The 14,742-nt window shown below is 58.6% G+C and carries 11 protein-coding genes and 2 pseudogenes; 4 read left to right on the top strand and 9 right to left on the bottom strand.

The features are described 5' to 3' along the window. Positions 1-62 precede the first annotated feature (62 nt). The gene (gene cdd / locus G113_RS13475; protein ID WP_005904132.1) at positions 63-941 is read left to right on the top strand and encodes a cytidine deaminase; all 879 of its coding nucleotides are present in this window, start codon (positions 63-65) and stop codon (positions 939-941) included. A 145-nt stretch (positions 942-1,086) separates the two neighbouring features. Here cdd and ppiD read toward each other — a convergent pair whose 3' ends face one another. The 6 genes and pseudogenes from ppiD to tig form a co-directional block, all read right to left on the bottom strand. After that, positions 1,087-3,000 carry a peptidylprolyl isomerase gene (gene ppiD, locus G113_RS13470; RefSeq protein ID WP_005904130.1) on the bottom strand — a complete coding sequence of 638 codons (1,914 nt, stop codon included), beginning with the start codon at positions 2,998-3,000 and terminating at the stop codon, positions 1,087-1,089. A gap of 149 nt (positions 3,001-3,149) precedes the next feature. Continuing rightward, on the bottom strand, positions 3,150-3,422 hold the full coding sequence (hupB, locus tag G113_RS13465; protein ID WP_005904129.1) for a nucleoid-associated protein HU-beta: 273 nt from the start codon (positions 3,420-3,422) through the stop codon (positions 3,150-3,152). A gap of 240 nt (positions 3,423-3,662) precedes the next feature. Next, positions 3,663-6,017 (bottom strand): endopeptidase La, encoded by a 2,355-nt coding sequence (gene lon / locus G113_RS13460; RefSeq protein ID WP_005904127.1) that lies wholly within the window; start codon positions 6,015-6,017, stop codon positions 3,663-3,665. A 141-nt stretch (positions 6,018-6,158) separates the two neighbouring features. Continuing rightward, positions 6,159-7,433 (bottom strand): ATP-dependent protease ATP-binding subunit ClpX, encoded by a 1,275-nt coding sequence (gene clpX / locus G113_RS13455; protein ID WP_005904125.1) that lies wholly within the window; start codon positions 7,431-7,433, stop codon positions 6,159-6,161. Positions 7,434-7,503: 70 nt separating this feature from the next. Next, positions 7,504-8,127 carry an ATP-dependent Clp endopeptidase proteolytic subunit ClpP gene (clpP, locus tag G113_RS13450; RefSeq protein WP_005904123.1) on the bottom strand — a complete coding sequence of 208 codons (624 nt, stop codon included), beginning with the start codon at positions 8,125-8,127 and terminating at the stop codon, positions 7,504-7,506. 86 nt (positions 8,128-8,213) lie between these two features. Next, positions 8,214-9,525, bottom strand: a pseudogene (gene tig, locus G113_RS13445) (trigger factor). Between the two features lie 422 nt (positions 9,526-9,947). Here tig and G113_RS13440 point away from each other — a divergent pair. Together G113_RS13440 and yfbR are read left to right on the top strand one after the other, a co-directional pair. Further along, complete coding sequence (locus G113_RS13440; RefSeq protein WP_005904121.1) at positions 9,948-10,382, top strand: YccF domain-containing protein; 435 nt, start codon at positions 9,948-9,950, stop codon at positions 10,380-10,382. 91 nt (positions 10,383-10,473) lie between these two features. Further along, positions 10,474-11,064, top strand: a complete 591-nt coding sequence (yfbR, locus tag G113_RS13435; protein ID WP_005904119.1) for a 5'-deoxynucleotidase — start codon at positions 10,474-10,476, stop codon at positions 11,062-11,064. Positions 11,065-11,160: 96 nt separating this feature from the next. On the opposite strand, the gene lolE is transcribed toward yfbR, so the two are convergent. From lolE to G113_RS13420, 3 genes are read right to left on the bottom strand one after another with little or no spacing between them, the layout of a single operon-like run. Beyond that, positions 11,161-12,402 carry a lipoprotein-releasing ABC transporter permease subunit LolE gene (gene lolE / locus G113_RS13430; protein WP_005904117.1) on the bottom strand — a complete coding sequence of 414 codons (1,242 nt, stop codon included), beginning with the start codon at positions 12,400-12,402 and terminating at the stop codon, positions 11,161-11,163. Next, complete coding sequence (gene lolD, locus G113_RS13425) at positions 12,402-13,100, bottom strand: lipoprotein-releasing ABC transporter ATP-binding protein LolD (RefSeq protein ID WP_005904115.1); 699 nt, start codon at positions 13,098-13,100, stop codon at positions 12,402-12,404. Before lolD ends, lolE begins: the two co-directional genes overlap by 1 nt. Positions 13,101-13,143: 43 nt before the next feature. After that, positions 13,144-14,379, bottom strand: a complete 1,236-nt coding sequence (locus tag G113_RS13420) for a lipoprotein-releasing ABC transporter permease subunit (protein WP_005904112.1) — start codon at positions 14,377-14,379, stop codon at positions 13,144-13,146. Between the two features lie 76 nt (positions 14,380-14,455). Here G113_RS13420 and G113_RS13415 point away from each other — a divergent pair. Then, positions 14,456-14,742, top strand: a pseudogene (locus G113_RS13415) (PilZ domain-containing protein); the annotation flags it as partial.

The following is a 14,742-nucleotide window of genomic DNA, read 5'->3' as shown; positions in this document are numbered from 1 at the left end:
ACACAAACTGACCTCGGCCACTCCCTACAATGTCCTCCCAATTGGCCCATGAGGACAGATAGATGCATCCCCGCTTTGCCAAGATACTCGACCAGCTGCCGACGTCCCTGAGAGACGTCGTGACCCCCATGCTTGGCGATGACTTTGCCGCCAGCTTCAGCCAAGACCAGATCCAGCAGTTGCTCGCTGCAAGCCAGCTTGCCGAGCGTGAGCTGCGCCTGGCCCTGTTGCCCCTGGCCGCCGCCTGTTCGGTTGCCCCCATCTCCCGCTTCTTCGTCGGCGCCATCGCCTGTGGCCTCAGTGGTCGCTGGTATCTGGGCGCCAACATGGAGTTTGCAGGGCAAGGTCTGTTCCACTCGGTACATGCCGAGCAATCCGCCATCTCCAATGCCTGGCTCAGTGGCGAGACCGGGATCAGCGAGATCACGGTCAACTACACCCCTTGCGGTCACTGCCGACAGTTTATGAACGAACTGAGCACGGCCAAGGCATTGAAGGTTTCCCTGCCCGATACCATCAGCACCCTGCAAGCCTTCTTGCCCCACTCCTTCGGCCCGGCGGATCTGGATATCAGCGATGCCCTGATGAGCCCGCAGCACCATGATCTGACCCTAAGCAGCGACGATGCCCTGGTGCTCGCCGCCCTGGCCGCCGCACGCCAGAGCTATGCCCCCTACAGCCAGGACTTTGCGGCGGTCGCGCTGGAGTTCAATGACGGTCGTATCTTCTGCGGTCGCTACGCCGAAAACGCCGCCTTCAACCCCAGCCTGCCGCCCATGCAGATGGCCTGTGCCCATGCGGTGCTCAATGGCGCAGATCTGGGTGAGGTACGCCGTGCTGTCCTGATAGAGAACAGCAAGGGTCAGATCAGCCAGCAAGATGCGGCCAGATCTGTGCTCAAGGCGCTGGGCAAGGTCGAGCTGGAATACCAGGCCGTTTAACCTTCCCGGTCGTGCAACTTAACCAGAGGGAGCCAGGCCCAGGGTCAGGCTCCCTTCTTGTTGTTCTGCCCCGCGGCATGATGAAATGTGCATAAAAAAGGGCCCGCGATTGCGGGCCCTTTTCATGTTTGCCTGAAGCGGAAGATCACTCTATCGCAGACTCCACATCGGTGAAGTACTCAATCTTGGCGGACTTGCGCAGCCCTTCGACCAGCGACTTGTAACTGGCCTGAGCCTTGCCCTGACCGAGCTGCCCTTGCAGCATGGTCAGCATCTGGGAAGCCTCGGCAGGCACGTTGACCTGGTCCAGGGCAACGATAACGCGATCGCCATTGGCCTCGGTCACCAGGTCCACGCTCGGCTTGCCATCTTTGGGATGGGGCAGGCGGAAGGCGTCGGCCAGCAAGTTCTGATCCAGATCCTGGGTGAAACGAGCGACCCCCTTGTGGGTTTCAGACTTGAGACCCAGCGCCGTCAATTGGGCGCTGATATCTTCCCCGGCCTTGATCTGCTCGAGCAGGCCCTGGGCCTTGCCGCGGGCAATCTCGCTCGCCTTGTCGTGGGTGATGGCGGCAACGACCTGCTCCTTCACCTCGGCCAGCGGCTTGGCAGCTTTGGGCTGATGACCGGTCACATGCAGCACCAGCGCCTTGCCATCGGCCAGCTCGATCACATCCGAGTTGGTGTTCTCCTCGCGCAGTTGCTCGGAGAAGGCGGCATTGAGCGCCTTGCCATCATTGAGCGGCGCCGGGGCATCGGCCTGAGTGAAGTAGTCAACAGATTGCACCTTGAGCCCCAGGGCATCGGCTGTCATGTCCAGCGAGTCCGGGTTTTCGAAGCTGGTATCGGCCATCTTCTGCTGCAGATTGAAGAACTGCTCCTTCGCCTTGTCTGCCTGCAGACGCGTGATGGTATCGCTCATCACATCGTCAAACGGTTTGGTCTGTGCGGCTTGCACGCCCAGCAGCTTGATGATGTGGAAACCGAACGGGCTCTTGACCACGGCGGAGAGATCCCCCTCTTTGCCAAGGGCAAAGGCGGCTTGCTCGAAGGCCGGATCCATGACGCCCTTCTCGAACCAGTCCAGTTCACCGCCCTGTTTGGCGGAGAAGGTGTCGGAGGAGTTGGCCTTGGCCAGGGCTGCGAAATCGGCACCGCCCTTGAGTTCGGTCAGCAAGCCTGCGGCTTTCTGCTCGGCGGCCTGCTCATCCTTACCAAGGGGGATCAGGATGTGCGCCACGCGGCGACGCTCGGCACGCTGGAACAGGTCCTGATGCTGGTCGTAGTAATCCTTGGCCTCCTGCTCGGTCACCTTGATATCTTTGCTCAAGCTGGCGGCATCGAGCAGCAGATAATCGACCTTGACCTTCTCATCGCTCATGAAGCGGTTGCTGTTGCTCTTGTAGAACTGCGCCACCTCCTCATCAGTCACCTTGACCTCGCCCACATAGTTGTCGGCGGCCAGACGCACCAGACGCAGATCCCGGGTCTGGTTATAGAGCTTGTCGAGCTGTTCGGCCTCGCTCTTGAGAGCGAACTCGGTGCCCAAGAGAGCGCCAACCAGTTGCTGGCGTACCATGTCCTGGCGCAGGGAGTCGCGGAACATCTCGGGGGTCATGTTGGCGCGGCGAATGAGCTGCAGGTAGAGGTCGTTGTCAAACTTGCCCTCTTTGGCAAACTCCGGCATGGCGACGATGGCCTGCTTGATCTGTTCGTCACTGATCCGCAAGCCAAGCTCATGGGCCTTGCTGTCAACCAGCGCCTGATCGATCAGGCGATCGAGCACGCTGCGACGGAACTGTTTCATGTAGTCAGGGTTGGCGGCCAGCTGGCTGAAGGCTTCTCCCATCTGGGATTCCATGCGGGCGCGCTCATTACGATAGGCATTTTCCAGCGCCTGCTGGCTGATTTCAGTCCCGTTGACGGTAGCGGGGGCGGTACGAGCAGGGCCATTGAGGTAGCTGCCTACTCCGGCCAAGGCGAAGGAGAGGATGATCAGGCCCAGGATTACCTTGGCGACCGTGCCCTGCGCGCCTTCGCGTAGTTTATCCAACATCATGTGTGTACTTATGCTCCCGAACTCGATGGGCATGAATAATGAAAAGGCGCACCGATTGCGATGCGCCTTGGTCAATCAGTATGAGGGAGAGCCCTCTAACTTTGTCTGGTCTGCGACCAAGGACGGAGCCGACAGGATCAGCAACCGACTCAGTTTACAGCGTCTTTCAGAGCCTTACCGGCCTTGAAAGCAGGCACTTTGCCTGCAGCGATCTCGATGGTCGCACCAGTTTGCGGGTTGCGGCCAGAACGGGCAGCGCGCTCACGAACAGCGAAAGTACCGAAACCAACCAGAGCAACCTGGTCACCCCCTTTCAGGGCTTCGCCTACGGCATCAATGAAAGCATCCAGCGCACGGCCAGCGGCGGCTTTGGAGATATCGGCGCCGTCTGCAATTTTGTCAATCAGTTGAGATTTATTCACTCTTATATTCCCCTTTTATCGAACATCGCTGCAGCAGTGATTTCCCTGGCCGCAACAAGTGGAGGTTTTATAGCAAGCCTCCTGGCCAGTTGCAAGTGACAATATGGCGCAAACCCGCGCCACATCACGCATTGCGACTGATCATGAGTACCGGATCGGGGGTCAAGGCTACTGCCGTTATCCGGCGCTTGCAAGCCTTAACCCCCGAGCACGTGCGCCAAGTTTGCGGCGCATCAACTTTTATACGACAGAAACGCGTTCGAAACCCTGTGGATTGTCCTGCAATGCCAGTTCCAACACCTCATCAATCCAGCGAACCGGATAGATTTCAAGATCTTGTTTGACGTTGGCCGGGATCTCTTCCAAGTCTCGTTCGTTATCTTTCGGGATCAACACCCGCTTGATGCCACCGCGATGGGCTGCCAGCAGCTTCTCTTTGAGGCCACCGATGGGCAACACTTCGCCACGCAGGGTGATCTCCCCCGTCATGGCCACGTCGGCACGTACCGGGTTGCCGGTCAGACTGGAAACCAGGGCAGTACACATGGCGATACCAGCACTCGGACCATCTTTCGGGGTAGCCCCCTCGGGTACGTGTACATGGATGTCGCGTTTCTCGTGGAAGTCGGCGTTGATACGCAACTTCTCGGCGCGAGCCCGCACCACCGTCATGGCAGCCTGGATGGACTCTTGCATCACATCACCCAGGGAACCTGTGTAAGTGAGCTTGCCCTTGCCTGGCACATTGGTGGTTTCGATGGTGAGCAAATCACCGCCGACCTCGGTCCATGCCAAACCACATACCTGCCCAATCTGGTTCTGATCGGCGGCCTTGCCGTAATCGAAACGCTGAACCCCCAGGTACTCCTTGAGGTTGTCCTGATTGACCAGAATATGCTTGATACTTTTGTCCAGCAGGATGCGCTTGACCGCCTTGCGGCAGATCTTGGAGATCTCGCGCTCCAGGCTACGTACCCCGGCTTCCCGGGTGTAGTAACGAATGACACCGACCAGTGCGGAATCCTCTATGGTGATCTCCGCTGGTTTCAGGCCATTGCGCTGGATCTGCTTGGCGACCAGATGCTGCTTGGCAATATTGAGCTTCTCATCCTCGGTGTAACCGGACAGACGGATCACTTCCATCCGGTCCAGCAAGGGACCCGGGATGTTCATGGAGTTGGAGGTGGCCACGAACATGACGTCCGACAGGTCATAATCCACTTCCAGATAGTGATCGTTGAAGCTGTTGTTCTGCTCGGGATCCAGCACTTCCAGCAACGCGGAAGCGGGATCGCCGCGCATGTCGGAGCTCATCTTGTCGATCTCATCGAGCAGGAACAGTGGGTTCTTCACGCCGACTTTCGCCATCTTCTGAATGAGCTTGCCGGGCATGGAACCGATATAGGTACGACGGTGGCCGCGGATCTCGGCCTCGTCCCGCACGCCGCCGAGCGCCATGCGCACATATTTGCGGCCGGTCGCTCTGGCAATGGATTGACCGAGCGAGGTCTTGCCTACGCCGGGAGGCCCAACCAGGCAAAGAATGGGGCCCTTGAGCTTGTTGACTCTCGCCTGCACCGCCAGATACTCGAGAATGCGATCCTTGACCTTCTCCAGACCATAGTGATCCGCGTCCAGCACCTCTTGCGCCTTGCCAAGGTCTTTTTTGACCTTGGAGCGAGTACGCCAGGGCACCTGTACCATCCAGTCCACGTAGCTACGCACTACGGTGGCTTCGGCCGACATCGGAGACATCATTCTCAGCTTGGCAAGTTCCGCCTGCGCCTTGTCATGAGCATCGGCAGGCATGCCAGCCTCTTCAATCTTGCGACTGAGTGCCTCGAACTCATCCGGCGAGTCTTCCAGCTCACCCAGCTCTTTCTGGATGGCCTTCATCTGCTCGTTGAGATAGTACTCGCGCTGGCTCTTCTCCATCTGCTTCTTGACCCGGGATCGGATGCGTTTCTCAACCTGCAAGAGGTCAATCTCCGACTCCATCATGGCCATCAGAAACTCGATGCGCTCGGACACAGAGGCAATTTCCAGCACCTTCTGCTTGTCTTCGAGCTTGAGCGGCATGTGCGCGGCCATGGTATCGGCCAGGCGCGCCGCATCGTCGATCGCCGAGATCGAGGTGAGCACCTCGGGCGGGATCTTCTTGTTGAGCTTGATATAGCCCTCGAACTGACCGATGGCGGAACGCACCAGCACTTCCTGATCCTGCTCTTCGATGGGCGTGGAGGCGATGTACTCGGCCTCCCCCACAAAGAAGTCCTGACCGTCGATCATCTGTTCGAGACGCGCACGCTGGCCGCCTTCGACCAGTACCTTGACGGTTCCGTCCGGCAGCTTGAGCATCTGCAATATGTTGGCCACAGTCCCGACCGAGAAAATCTCCTCGACGGTAGGCTCATCGGTTGACGCATCCTTCTGGGCTATGAGCAGGACTTTCTTGTCTTGCTCCATGGCCGCTTCCAGACAGCGAATGGATTTTTCCCGCCCCACGAAGAGTGGAATGACCATGTGGGGGTAAACCACCACGTCACGAAGAGGCAGGACGGGAATCTTGATGCGTTCTGAACGCTCTAGGTTCATATATGTCCTCTCGGCTTGTTATACCGTTGGCAAAGCGCTTGGCTGAGTATATGGGGGCGTAAAGATGAGATTCAATCGCCTTGGCCGTAAAAAGCAAGAAAGGGGCAAAATGCCCCTTTCATCTGATTAAAAATCAGTCTGTTACTCTGACGCAGCCGCCTGGGTATCGTTGTTTTCGTAGATCATCAGGGGCGCAGACTCCCCCTTGATCACCGTCTCGTCGATCACCACCTTGCTGATACCGTCCAGGGACGGCAAGTCATACATGGTGTCGAGCAACACGGCTTCGACAATAGACCGCAGACCCCGGGCACCGGTTTTGCGCTCCATCGCCTTGCGCGCAATGGCGTTCAAGGCATCGTCACGAAACTCCAGCTCCACCCCTTCCAGATCGAACAGGGCGGCATATTGCTTGGTCAGTGCGTTCTTCGGCTCTTTGAGGATCTGGATCAGCGCCGCTTCATCCAGCTCGGTCAAGGTCGCGACCACAGGCAGACGACCGATGAACTCGGGGATGAGACCGTACTTGATCAGATCTTCCGGCTCCACCTTGGCAAAGGTCTCGCTCAAGGAAGCCTTGGCGTCCTTGGATTTGACCTCGGCGCCAAAGCCGATACCTGCCCCTTTGTGGGAACGCTGCTCGATAACCTTGTCCAGGCCAGCAAAAGCTCCGCCACAGATGAAGAGGATCTTGGAAGTATCAACCTGCAGGAACTCCTGCTGCGGATGCTTGCGACCCCCTTGCGGCGGAACAGAGGCAACGGTGCCTTCGATCAGCTTGAGCAGGGCCTGCTGTACCCCTTCCCCGGACACGTCGCGGGTGATGGAGGGGTTGTCCGACTTGCGGGAGATCTTGTCGATCTCGTCGATGTAGACGATGCCACGCTGGGCCTTCTCCACGTCGTAGTCGCACTTTTGCAGCAGCTTCTGGATGATGTTCTCCACGTCCTCGCCCACATAACCGGCTTCGGTCAGTGTGGTGGCATCGGCCATGGTGAAAGGTACATCCAGCAGGCGGGCCAGGGTCTCGGCCAGCAGGGTCTTGCCGCTACCGGTCGGGCCTATCAGGAGGATGTTGGACTTGCCGAGTTCGACACCACTGCCATCGCCGCTGTTACGCAGGCGCTTATAGTGGTTGTAAACGGCGACCGCCAATACCTTCTTGGCATACTCCTGACCGATGACATAGTCATCCAGGTGCGCACGAATTTCGTGAGGGGTCGGCAGGGCATCGCCATCACGCTTGGGAGAGATCTCGCGGATCTCTTCACGGATGATGTCATTGCACAGCTCGACGCACTCATCGCAAACGTAGACGGAAGGGCCAGCGATCAGCTTGCGCACTTCATGCTGGCTTTTGCCGCAAAAAGAGCAGTAGAGCAGCTTGTCACCTTCACCCTTGCGTTTCTCTGTCATTCAGCAACCTCGTTGTATCAATAGAGGATGATCAGTCTGCTGAGTTTACAACAGACCGGTGTACCCTGCGTTAGGCGCGCTGGTTAAACACGCCATCCACCAGACCATAGGCCACTGCCTGCTCTGCCGACATGAAGTTGTCACGATCGGTGTCACGCTCTATGGTGGCCATGTCCTGGCCGGTGTGGAAAGCCAACCGCTCGTTCAGGGTATTTTTGATCTTCAAGATTTCCTGGGCATGGATCTGTATGTCCGATGCCTGGCCCTGGAAACCGCCAAGCGGCTGATGGATCATTACCCGGGCATTGGGCAGGCAGAAACGCTTGCCCTTGGCGCCACCTGCCAGCAGGAAGGCCCCCATGGAGCAGGCCTGCCCCATGCAGACGGTGCTCACATCCGGCTTGATGAACTGCATGGTGTCATAGATAGACATGCCTGCCGTTACCGCGCCGCCTGGGGAGTTGATATAGATGGAGATGTCTTTATCCGGGCTCTCGGACTCGAGAAACAAGAGCTGGGCCACGACCAGATTGGCCATGTGATCTTCAACCGGACCGGTCAGGAAGATGACCCGCTCCTTGAGCAGACGGGAGTAGATATCGTACGAACGCTCACCCTTGGCAGTCTGCTCGACCACCATGGGGATCAGGGCATTGCGGGGAGAATCTGTCACGTCGTTATAGTTTTTGTACATAAGGCATTGTCCCTAAAATAAAATGGCCCGAGTGGACATCACACGAGCCATTATACTTAACAGTTTTGACCTTAAGTCAAATCTTCTTAGGCAGCGGCGCCAGACTTGTTGATCACGTCGTCAAAAGCCACTTCTTTTTCGGTCACTTGCGCCTTGGAGAGGATCAGGTCGATGGCTTGATCTTCTACTGCCAGGTTGCGAACGCCATTCAGCATCTGCTCATTCTTCTGGTAGTACTCGATCACTTCCTTCGGATCTTCGTAGGCGGTGGCCATGGACTCGATCAGTGCGGTAACACGCGCGTCATCAGCCTTGATCTCGTTGGTGCGGATAACATCACCCAGCAGCAGACCAACGCGGACACGGCGCTCGGCTTGAGCCTGGAACAGCTCGGCTGGCAGCTCAGGTGCTTGACCACCCTGGAAACCACCAAAAACGCTGCAGCGCCTGCTTGCGCAGGGCCTCGATCTCTTGCTCGACAGCCGCTTTAGGCAGATCGATCTGGTTGGCTTCAACCAGGCCGTTCAGCACTTGCTCTTTCACGCTGTTTTTCAGCGCTTGAGTCAGTTCGCGTTCCATGTTCTTGCGCACTTCGGCTTTCAGATCGTCAACAGAACCGCTTTCGATACCGAAACGCTTGACGAACTCTTCGCTCAGCTCAGGCAGCACCTGCTCTTCAACCTTGATGAGCTTGGAGGCAAACTTGGCCGCCTTGCCTTTGAGGTTTTCAGCATGGTAGTCAGCCGGGAAGGTCACTTCGATGGTGAACTCGTCCCCTGCTTTCTTGCCGAGGATGGCATCTTCGAAGCCCGGAATCATGCGGCCAGCGCCCAGCTCCAGCGTGAAGCCTTCGGCCTTGCCACCGTCGAACTCTTCACCGTCGATGGAACCGACGAAGTCCATGGTGACACGCATGCCAGCGGCAGCGGCGGCGTCAACATCAGCCCAGGTGGCGTGCTGCTTGCGCAGGGTGTCGATCATGTTGGCCAGGTCGGCGTCCTTGACGGTCGCAACCGGCTTCTCAACCTTGATGGCATCCAGACCGGCAACTTCGAATTCCGGATAGACTTCGAAGGTGGCGGTGAACTCAAAATCTTCGCCCTCTTTGATCTCTTTCGGATCCATGGTCGGGGCACCGGCCGGGCTCAATTTGCTCTCGATGATGGCTTTGATGAAGTTGTTCTGCATCATCTCATCGGCAACGCGGGCATGAGCCATGGCACCAAACATCTTCTTGATGATGGCTACCGGAGCCTTGCCAGGACGGAAACCGTCGATGCGACGGGTCTTGGCCAGGCCATTCAATTCTTTACGTACGGCAGCGTCAACAGCGGCAGCCGGTACAGTGATGGTAAGACGGCGTTCCAGACCTTGGGTTGTCTCTACAGAAACTTGCATTCTTTTACCTCGTTCAACTCAGCACTCTGTGCTGACCCTTTATTGCCCCTGGGTCGAGACCCGGAGTCTTCCTGTTTATAAAGACAACGACTGTCTTTGTGATGAGAAAATATGACGCGACATTATAGCGGCGCACTTTGGTCGCGTCGAGCCGCAGAGCCCCACATCCCTGCCCCTGAAGCGGCAATTAGTGCAATTCTGTGGTGGATATGGGGCAAACGGGGGCCAACTTCAAGGGGAAAGGGTGCAAGAATTTGCACTGGCTCACTTTTTCCTCGATAAATCGGGGAAAAATGCTCTTCGGTGAGCCACAGGCTGCGACTCTAATTGACAGTTCAGTATGGCAAGGAGTCTATTCACATATTGCGTCCCCCGCCCCGCGCGGCTATGGTGGCAACCAATTTGGATCTGGAGTCAAACTGATGGGCTTTTTTCGCTTTGTGTTCAACCTGCTGTGGTTTTTACTCGGTGGCGTCATCATGGGACTGGCCTGGTGGCTGGCGGGATTGCTCTGCTTTGTCTCGCTCATCGGCATTCCCTGGGGCCGCTCCTGCTTCGTGATCGGCACCTTCACCTTCTTCCCCTTCGGCAAGCAGGCCGTGAGCCGCAAGAGCATGATGGGTCAAAGAGACATAGGGACTGGGACACTGGGCCTCATTGGCAACATCATCTGGTTCCTGGTGATCGGCATCTGGCTCGCCATCGGCCACATCGCCTCGGCACTGGCTTGCTTTGTGACCATAGTGGGTATCCCCTTTGGTATACAGCACCTGAAGCTGGCACTGATTGCCCTGGCTCCCATAGGCCAGATGGTGGTTACCAACCAGGAAGCGGAATCAGGCCGCTATATTCGTTGATAACCAACGGGCTTGATGCCTGATTGGGAAAAGGGGCAGACTAGGGTCTGCCCCTTTTCATGTGTTCTGTTCACCCATTTGCGAGGCCTCCATGCTGCCCAGCCACTTCTTCGCCAATCTCTCCCGCATGAAACTCATCTACCGCTGGCCATTGATGCGCAACATACAGCCGGAGAACATCGCCGAGCACAGCTTGCAGGTCGCCATGGTGGCCCATGCACTGGGGCTCATCCATAATCGCCTGTTCGAGGGTCAGTACGATGCCGATCGCGCCGCCGTCATGGCCCTCTATCACGACAGCAGCGAGGTACTCACCGGGGATCTGCCCACGCCGGTCAAGTACTTCAACCCAGAGATTGCCAGAGAATACAAAAAGATAGAACTGGCCGCCGAGCAGCGACTGCTGGCACTGCTGCCTCCCGAACTGGTGGAGGATTTTCGACCTCTGCTCGATTCCGCCGCCCAGGACAGCGAGCTCAGCCGGCTGGTCAAGGATGCAGATACCCTCTGCGCCTATACCAAATGCCTGGAGGAGATCAACGCCGGAAACCGGGAGTTTGAACCGGCCAGCAAGCGTCTGGAACAGATGCTGGCGCAGCGCATGAGCCCGGCCATGCGCTACTTTATCGACGTGTTCGTGCCAAGCTTCTCCCTCCCCCTCGATGAGCTCAGCGGACACTGACCCGCCTGCGCCGCAAATAGAAGAAGGGCCCTATGGGCCCTTTTTCATTTCTGTCATTGTTGTCGCGAGCAATGCTGTTCATAACGCATCGTTCGATCAGTGCCCCAGCTCCCGGGACGGCACCAGACCGCTCGCCCGCCAGGCCGGGTAGAGGGTCGCCAGCAGACTCATCAAGATGGCGGCACCTGTGACGATGGCCATGTCCTGCCAATGCAGTTCGGTGGGCAGAAAATCGATGAAGTAGATGTCGGGGTTGAGGAAGCGGTGGCCGATCATCCCTTCGATAGCACTCAAAATCTGGGTCAGCTTGCTCGAGAGCAGACCGCCGAGCAGGGCGCCGAGCAGGGCGCCGAGCACACCGTTCACCATGCCCTGGATGACGAAGGTGAGTCGGATCTGGCCGGGGCTGGCCCCCATGGTCTTGAGAATGGCAATCTCGCTGCGTTTCTCGTTCACCGCCATCACCAGGGTGGAGACGATGTTGAAGCAAGCCACGGCCACCACCATCAGCATCACCACATACATGACGGTGCGCACCATCTGGATATCCTGATAGAGATAACCCTGGCTGTTCATCCAACTGCGGATATAGACATGATGAGGGAAGCGCTGGGCGGCAGCCACTGTAATGGACTGGGCCTTGAGCACGTCACCCACCTTGAGGCTGAAGCCCTCCACATCCGTGCCCATGCCGGTAATGGCCTGGGCATCATTAAGGTGCATGAAGCCGAGCAGGCCGTCGAGCTGGCCGCCAAGTTCAAGCAAGCCAACCACGTGCAGCGCTTCGCGCCTCGGGTTCTTGATGCCAGCGGCATCCCCGCCTTGCGGCAGCAAGATGACCACCTGATCGCCGATGCCGACCCCCAGCTTGTCCGCGATGGTTTTGCCGAGGATCACACCGCGCTCACCGGCCTTGAGCTCGCGAAAGCCCCGCCCTGTCATGAAGTTGCCGGCATCGGAGAGATTCGCTTCGAGTTCGGGCAGCACGGCGCGCAGCTGCACCCCCTTGAGGGCGCTGCCATGTTCGAGCAGGCCGCTCAGCCGGATCACCGGGGCCGCAGCCTCGATGCCGGGCTGGGCCAGCAGATAGTCACGCAGCCTGGGCCAATCGGGCAGCGGCGTCTCCACCGCATCCAGCTCCCCGTGGGGAATGACGGCCAATACCCGGTCTTTAAGCTCCCGCTCGAAACCGTTCATGGCGGAAAGCCCCAGGATGAGCGCCATCACCCCCAGCGCAATGCCGATGAGGGAAGAGGCCGAGATAAAGGCGATGAAACCGTTGCGACGGCGGGAGCGGCTGTAGCGCAGGCCCAGAAACAGGGGCAGCGGCTTGAACATCAGGCAACCTCCGCCATGACGCCGCTCACCAGATTCACCCTGCGGTGCAACTTGGCAGCCAGGCTGAGATCATGGGTCACCACCACGAACGCCGTGCCCAGTTCGCGGTTCAGCTCGCATAAAAGCTCATAGACGGCGGTGGCGCTGGCATGATCCAGGTTGCCGGTCGGCTCGTCCGCCAAGACCAGGCTGGGCTCATTGACCAGGGCACGGGCGATGGCCACCCGCTGGCGTTCGCCACCGGAGAGCTCGGACGGCCTGTGGTTGAGACGATGGGATAGCCCGACCCGGGCCAGCATCTTGCTCGCCTTGTCACTGGCCGATGCCACGGACTCACCGGCGATGAGCAGCGGCATGGCGGCATTTTCAAGGGCGGTAAATTCGGCCAGCAAATGGTGGAACTGGTAGACGAAGCCCAGCTCCTGATTGCGGAATCTGGCCTGAGTACGGCTGTCCCAGTGATGAATATCCTGACCCTTGAACTGCACTGAGCCGCTGGAGGGATTGTCCAGCGCGCCCATCAGGTGCAGCAGCGTGGTTTTACCCGAGCCCGAGCTGCCCACCACGGCCAGCATCTCGCCGGGAGCGACACACAAGTCGATCCCCTTGAGCACCTGGGTCTCCAGCTCCCCCTCTTGATAGACATGAGTCAGTCCCTGACAACGCAGCAGAGGTTCGTGCAATAAGGGCTCATTCATAAGGGGGACTCCACTCACATCGGGGGTAGAAACAGAAGATGAATTATTCATGGCGCAGTGCCTCGGCCGGGCGTACCCGCGCCGCACGGGCCGCAGGATACAAGGTGGCACCGAAGCTGAGCAGTACGGCGCCGGCCAGTATGGTGACCACCTGCATCGGCTCGACGATGACGGGCAGACCACTGCCCCCCGCTGCCATGTAAAGGTTGAGGCCCAGCCCGCTTAGCAAAGGGTTGAGGCCCAGGCAGAGACCCAGGCCCGCCAAGGCGCCGAACAGGGCACCAATCACGCCGCTGGATGCCCCCAGCACCATGAAGATCCTGACGATACCAGACTCGTTCATGCCCATCGTGCGCAAGATGGCCACCTCCCCTTCCTTGTCCGTCACCACCATGACCAGGGCAGAGAGGATGTTGAAGGTGGCGACCGCGATGATCAGCACCAGCATCAGTCCCATCATGCGTTTTTCCATGGCCACGGCCTGGAACAGCTCGCCGCGCTCCCGTCGCCAGTCTTGCCACTGATAACCGTCCGGCAGCGGCGTCTTGATCACGGCGTCGGCCGCGAAGGGATCATCGAGCCAGAGCCGCAGACCGCCCACCTGATGTTCAGGCAAGCGCAGCAGGCGCTGGGCATCCTGAATGGCGATCAGGGCGATTTGATCGTCCACATCGGCGCCCACGCCGAAGATGCCCGAGACGGTGAAGAGCCGCTGAGCGGGTACCCGGCCAAAGGGAGTGAAGCGGGTGCCTTCGGTCAGAATAAGACGCACCTCATCCCCCAGACCGACGCCGAGTCGACGCGCCACGCCCTGCCCCAGCACTATCTGGTAGTCACCGCCCTTGAGGGAGGCAAGGCGCCCCCCCAGCATCTGGGAGTGCAGAATGTCATCTTTTGGCCAGTGGGCGGGATCGATGCCTTGCACGCTCACCCCGGTCAGCTGACCGGGGCTTTGCAGCATGCCCTCGCTATCGAGCATGGGCGCTACCGCCACCACATGGGGCAATTTGGCAAGATCAGGCAGCCCCTCGGGGGCGGTATCGATGCGCCCGGCCTCGCTGGTCAGCACCACGTGGGGGATCACCCCCAGGATGCGCCCCTTGAGCTGCCCCTCGAAGCCATTCATGACGGAGATCACCACCATCAGGGCCGCGACCCCGATGGCGATGCCAAAGGTGGAAAACAAAGAGATGAAAGAGACGAAGCGATTACTGCGCCGTGACCCTGCATATCGCAGGCCAATGGCCAGCGAAAGGGGCTGAAAAAGTCCGGTCTTCAAGGATATGCACGTTGCCAACAAAATAAGATACCGGATAATAAAGGGAAACCGTCTATGACAACAAGGGATAGCCTCCATGCAGGAACAGTTCTTCAGCGTCACCCATGCCACGCCGGTCAATGTGATCCCCCTGCCGGATGATTACAGCTTGCCAAGCGAACAGGCGCTGGAGGCCGAGCTGCCCGAGCCCTTTCGCATCGCCGCCGCCATCAGCTCCATCGACATGGCGACCACCCGGCTCATTCGCAACCAGAATGACGCCATGCAGGATCTGGTCGAGATCATCAATCAGCAGTCTCGCAAGATAGACATGATCATGAGCTATGTGCTCGCGCCAGGATCACCCAGAGCAGCGCTTTCACA

The organism is Aeromonas molluscorum 848 (assembly GCF_000388115.1).
Taxonomy (GTDB): domain Bacteria; phylum Pseudomonadota; class Gammaproteobacteria; order Enterobacterales; family Aeromonadaceae; genus Aeromonas; species Aeromonas molluscorum.
The sequence above is the reverse complement of the archived record's forward strand: the minus strand, read 5'-3'. Positions and strand labels throughout refer to the sequence as shown.

What these genes read in the sequence shown, in the direction of transcription:
- cdd (WP_005904132.1), top strand. Translation starts at nt 63, where the DNA reads ATGCATCCCCGCTTTGCCAAGATACTCGACCAGCTGCCGACGTCCCTG.
- ppiD (WP_005904130.1), bottom strand. Translation starts at nt 3,000, where the DNA reads ATGATGTTGGATAAACTACGCGAAGGCGCGCAGGGCACGGTCGCCAAG.
- lon (WP_005904127.1), bottom strand. Translation starts at nt 6,017, where the DNA reads ATGAACCTAGAGCGTTCAGAACGCATCAAGATTCCCGTCCTGCCTCTT.
- clpX (WP_005904125.1), bottom strand. Translation starts at nt 7,433, where the DNA reads ATGACAGAGAAACGCAAGGGTGAAGGTGACAAGCTGCTCTACTGCTCT.
- clpP (WP_005904123.1), bottom strand. Translation starts at nt 8,127, where the DNA reads ATGTACAAAAACTATAACGACGTGACAGATTCTCCCCGCAATGCCCTG.
- G113_RS13440 (WP_005904121.1), top strand. Translation starts at nt 9,948, where the DNA reads ATGGGCTTTTTTCGCTTTGTGTTCAACCTGCTGTGGTTTTTACTCGGT.
- yfbR (WP_005904119.1), top strand. Translation starts at nt 10,474, where the DNA reads ATGCTGCCCAGCCACTTCTTCGCCAATCTCTCCCGCATGAAACTCATC.
- lolE (WP_005904117.1), bottom strand. Translation starts at nt 12,402, where the DNA reads ATGTTCAAGCCGCTGCCCCTGTTTCTGGGCCTGCGCTACAGCCGCTCC.
- lolD (WP_005904115.1), bottom strand. Translation starts at nt 13,100, where the DNA reads ATGAATGAGCCCTTATTGCACGAACCTCTGCTGCGTTGTCAGGGACTG.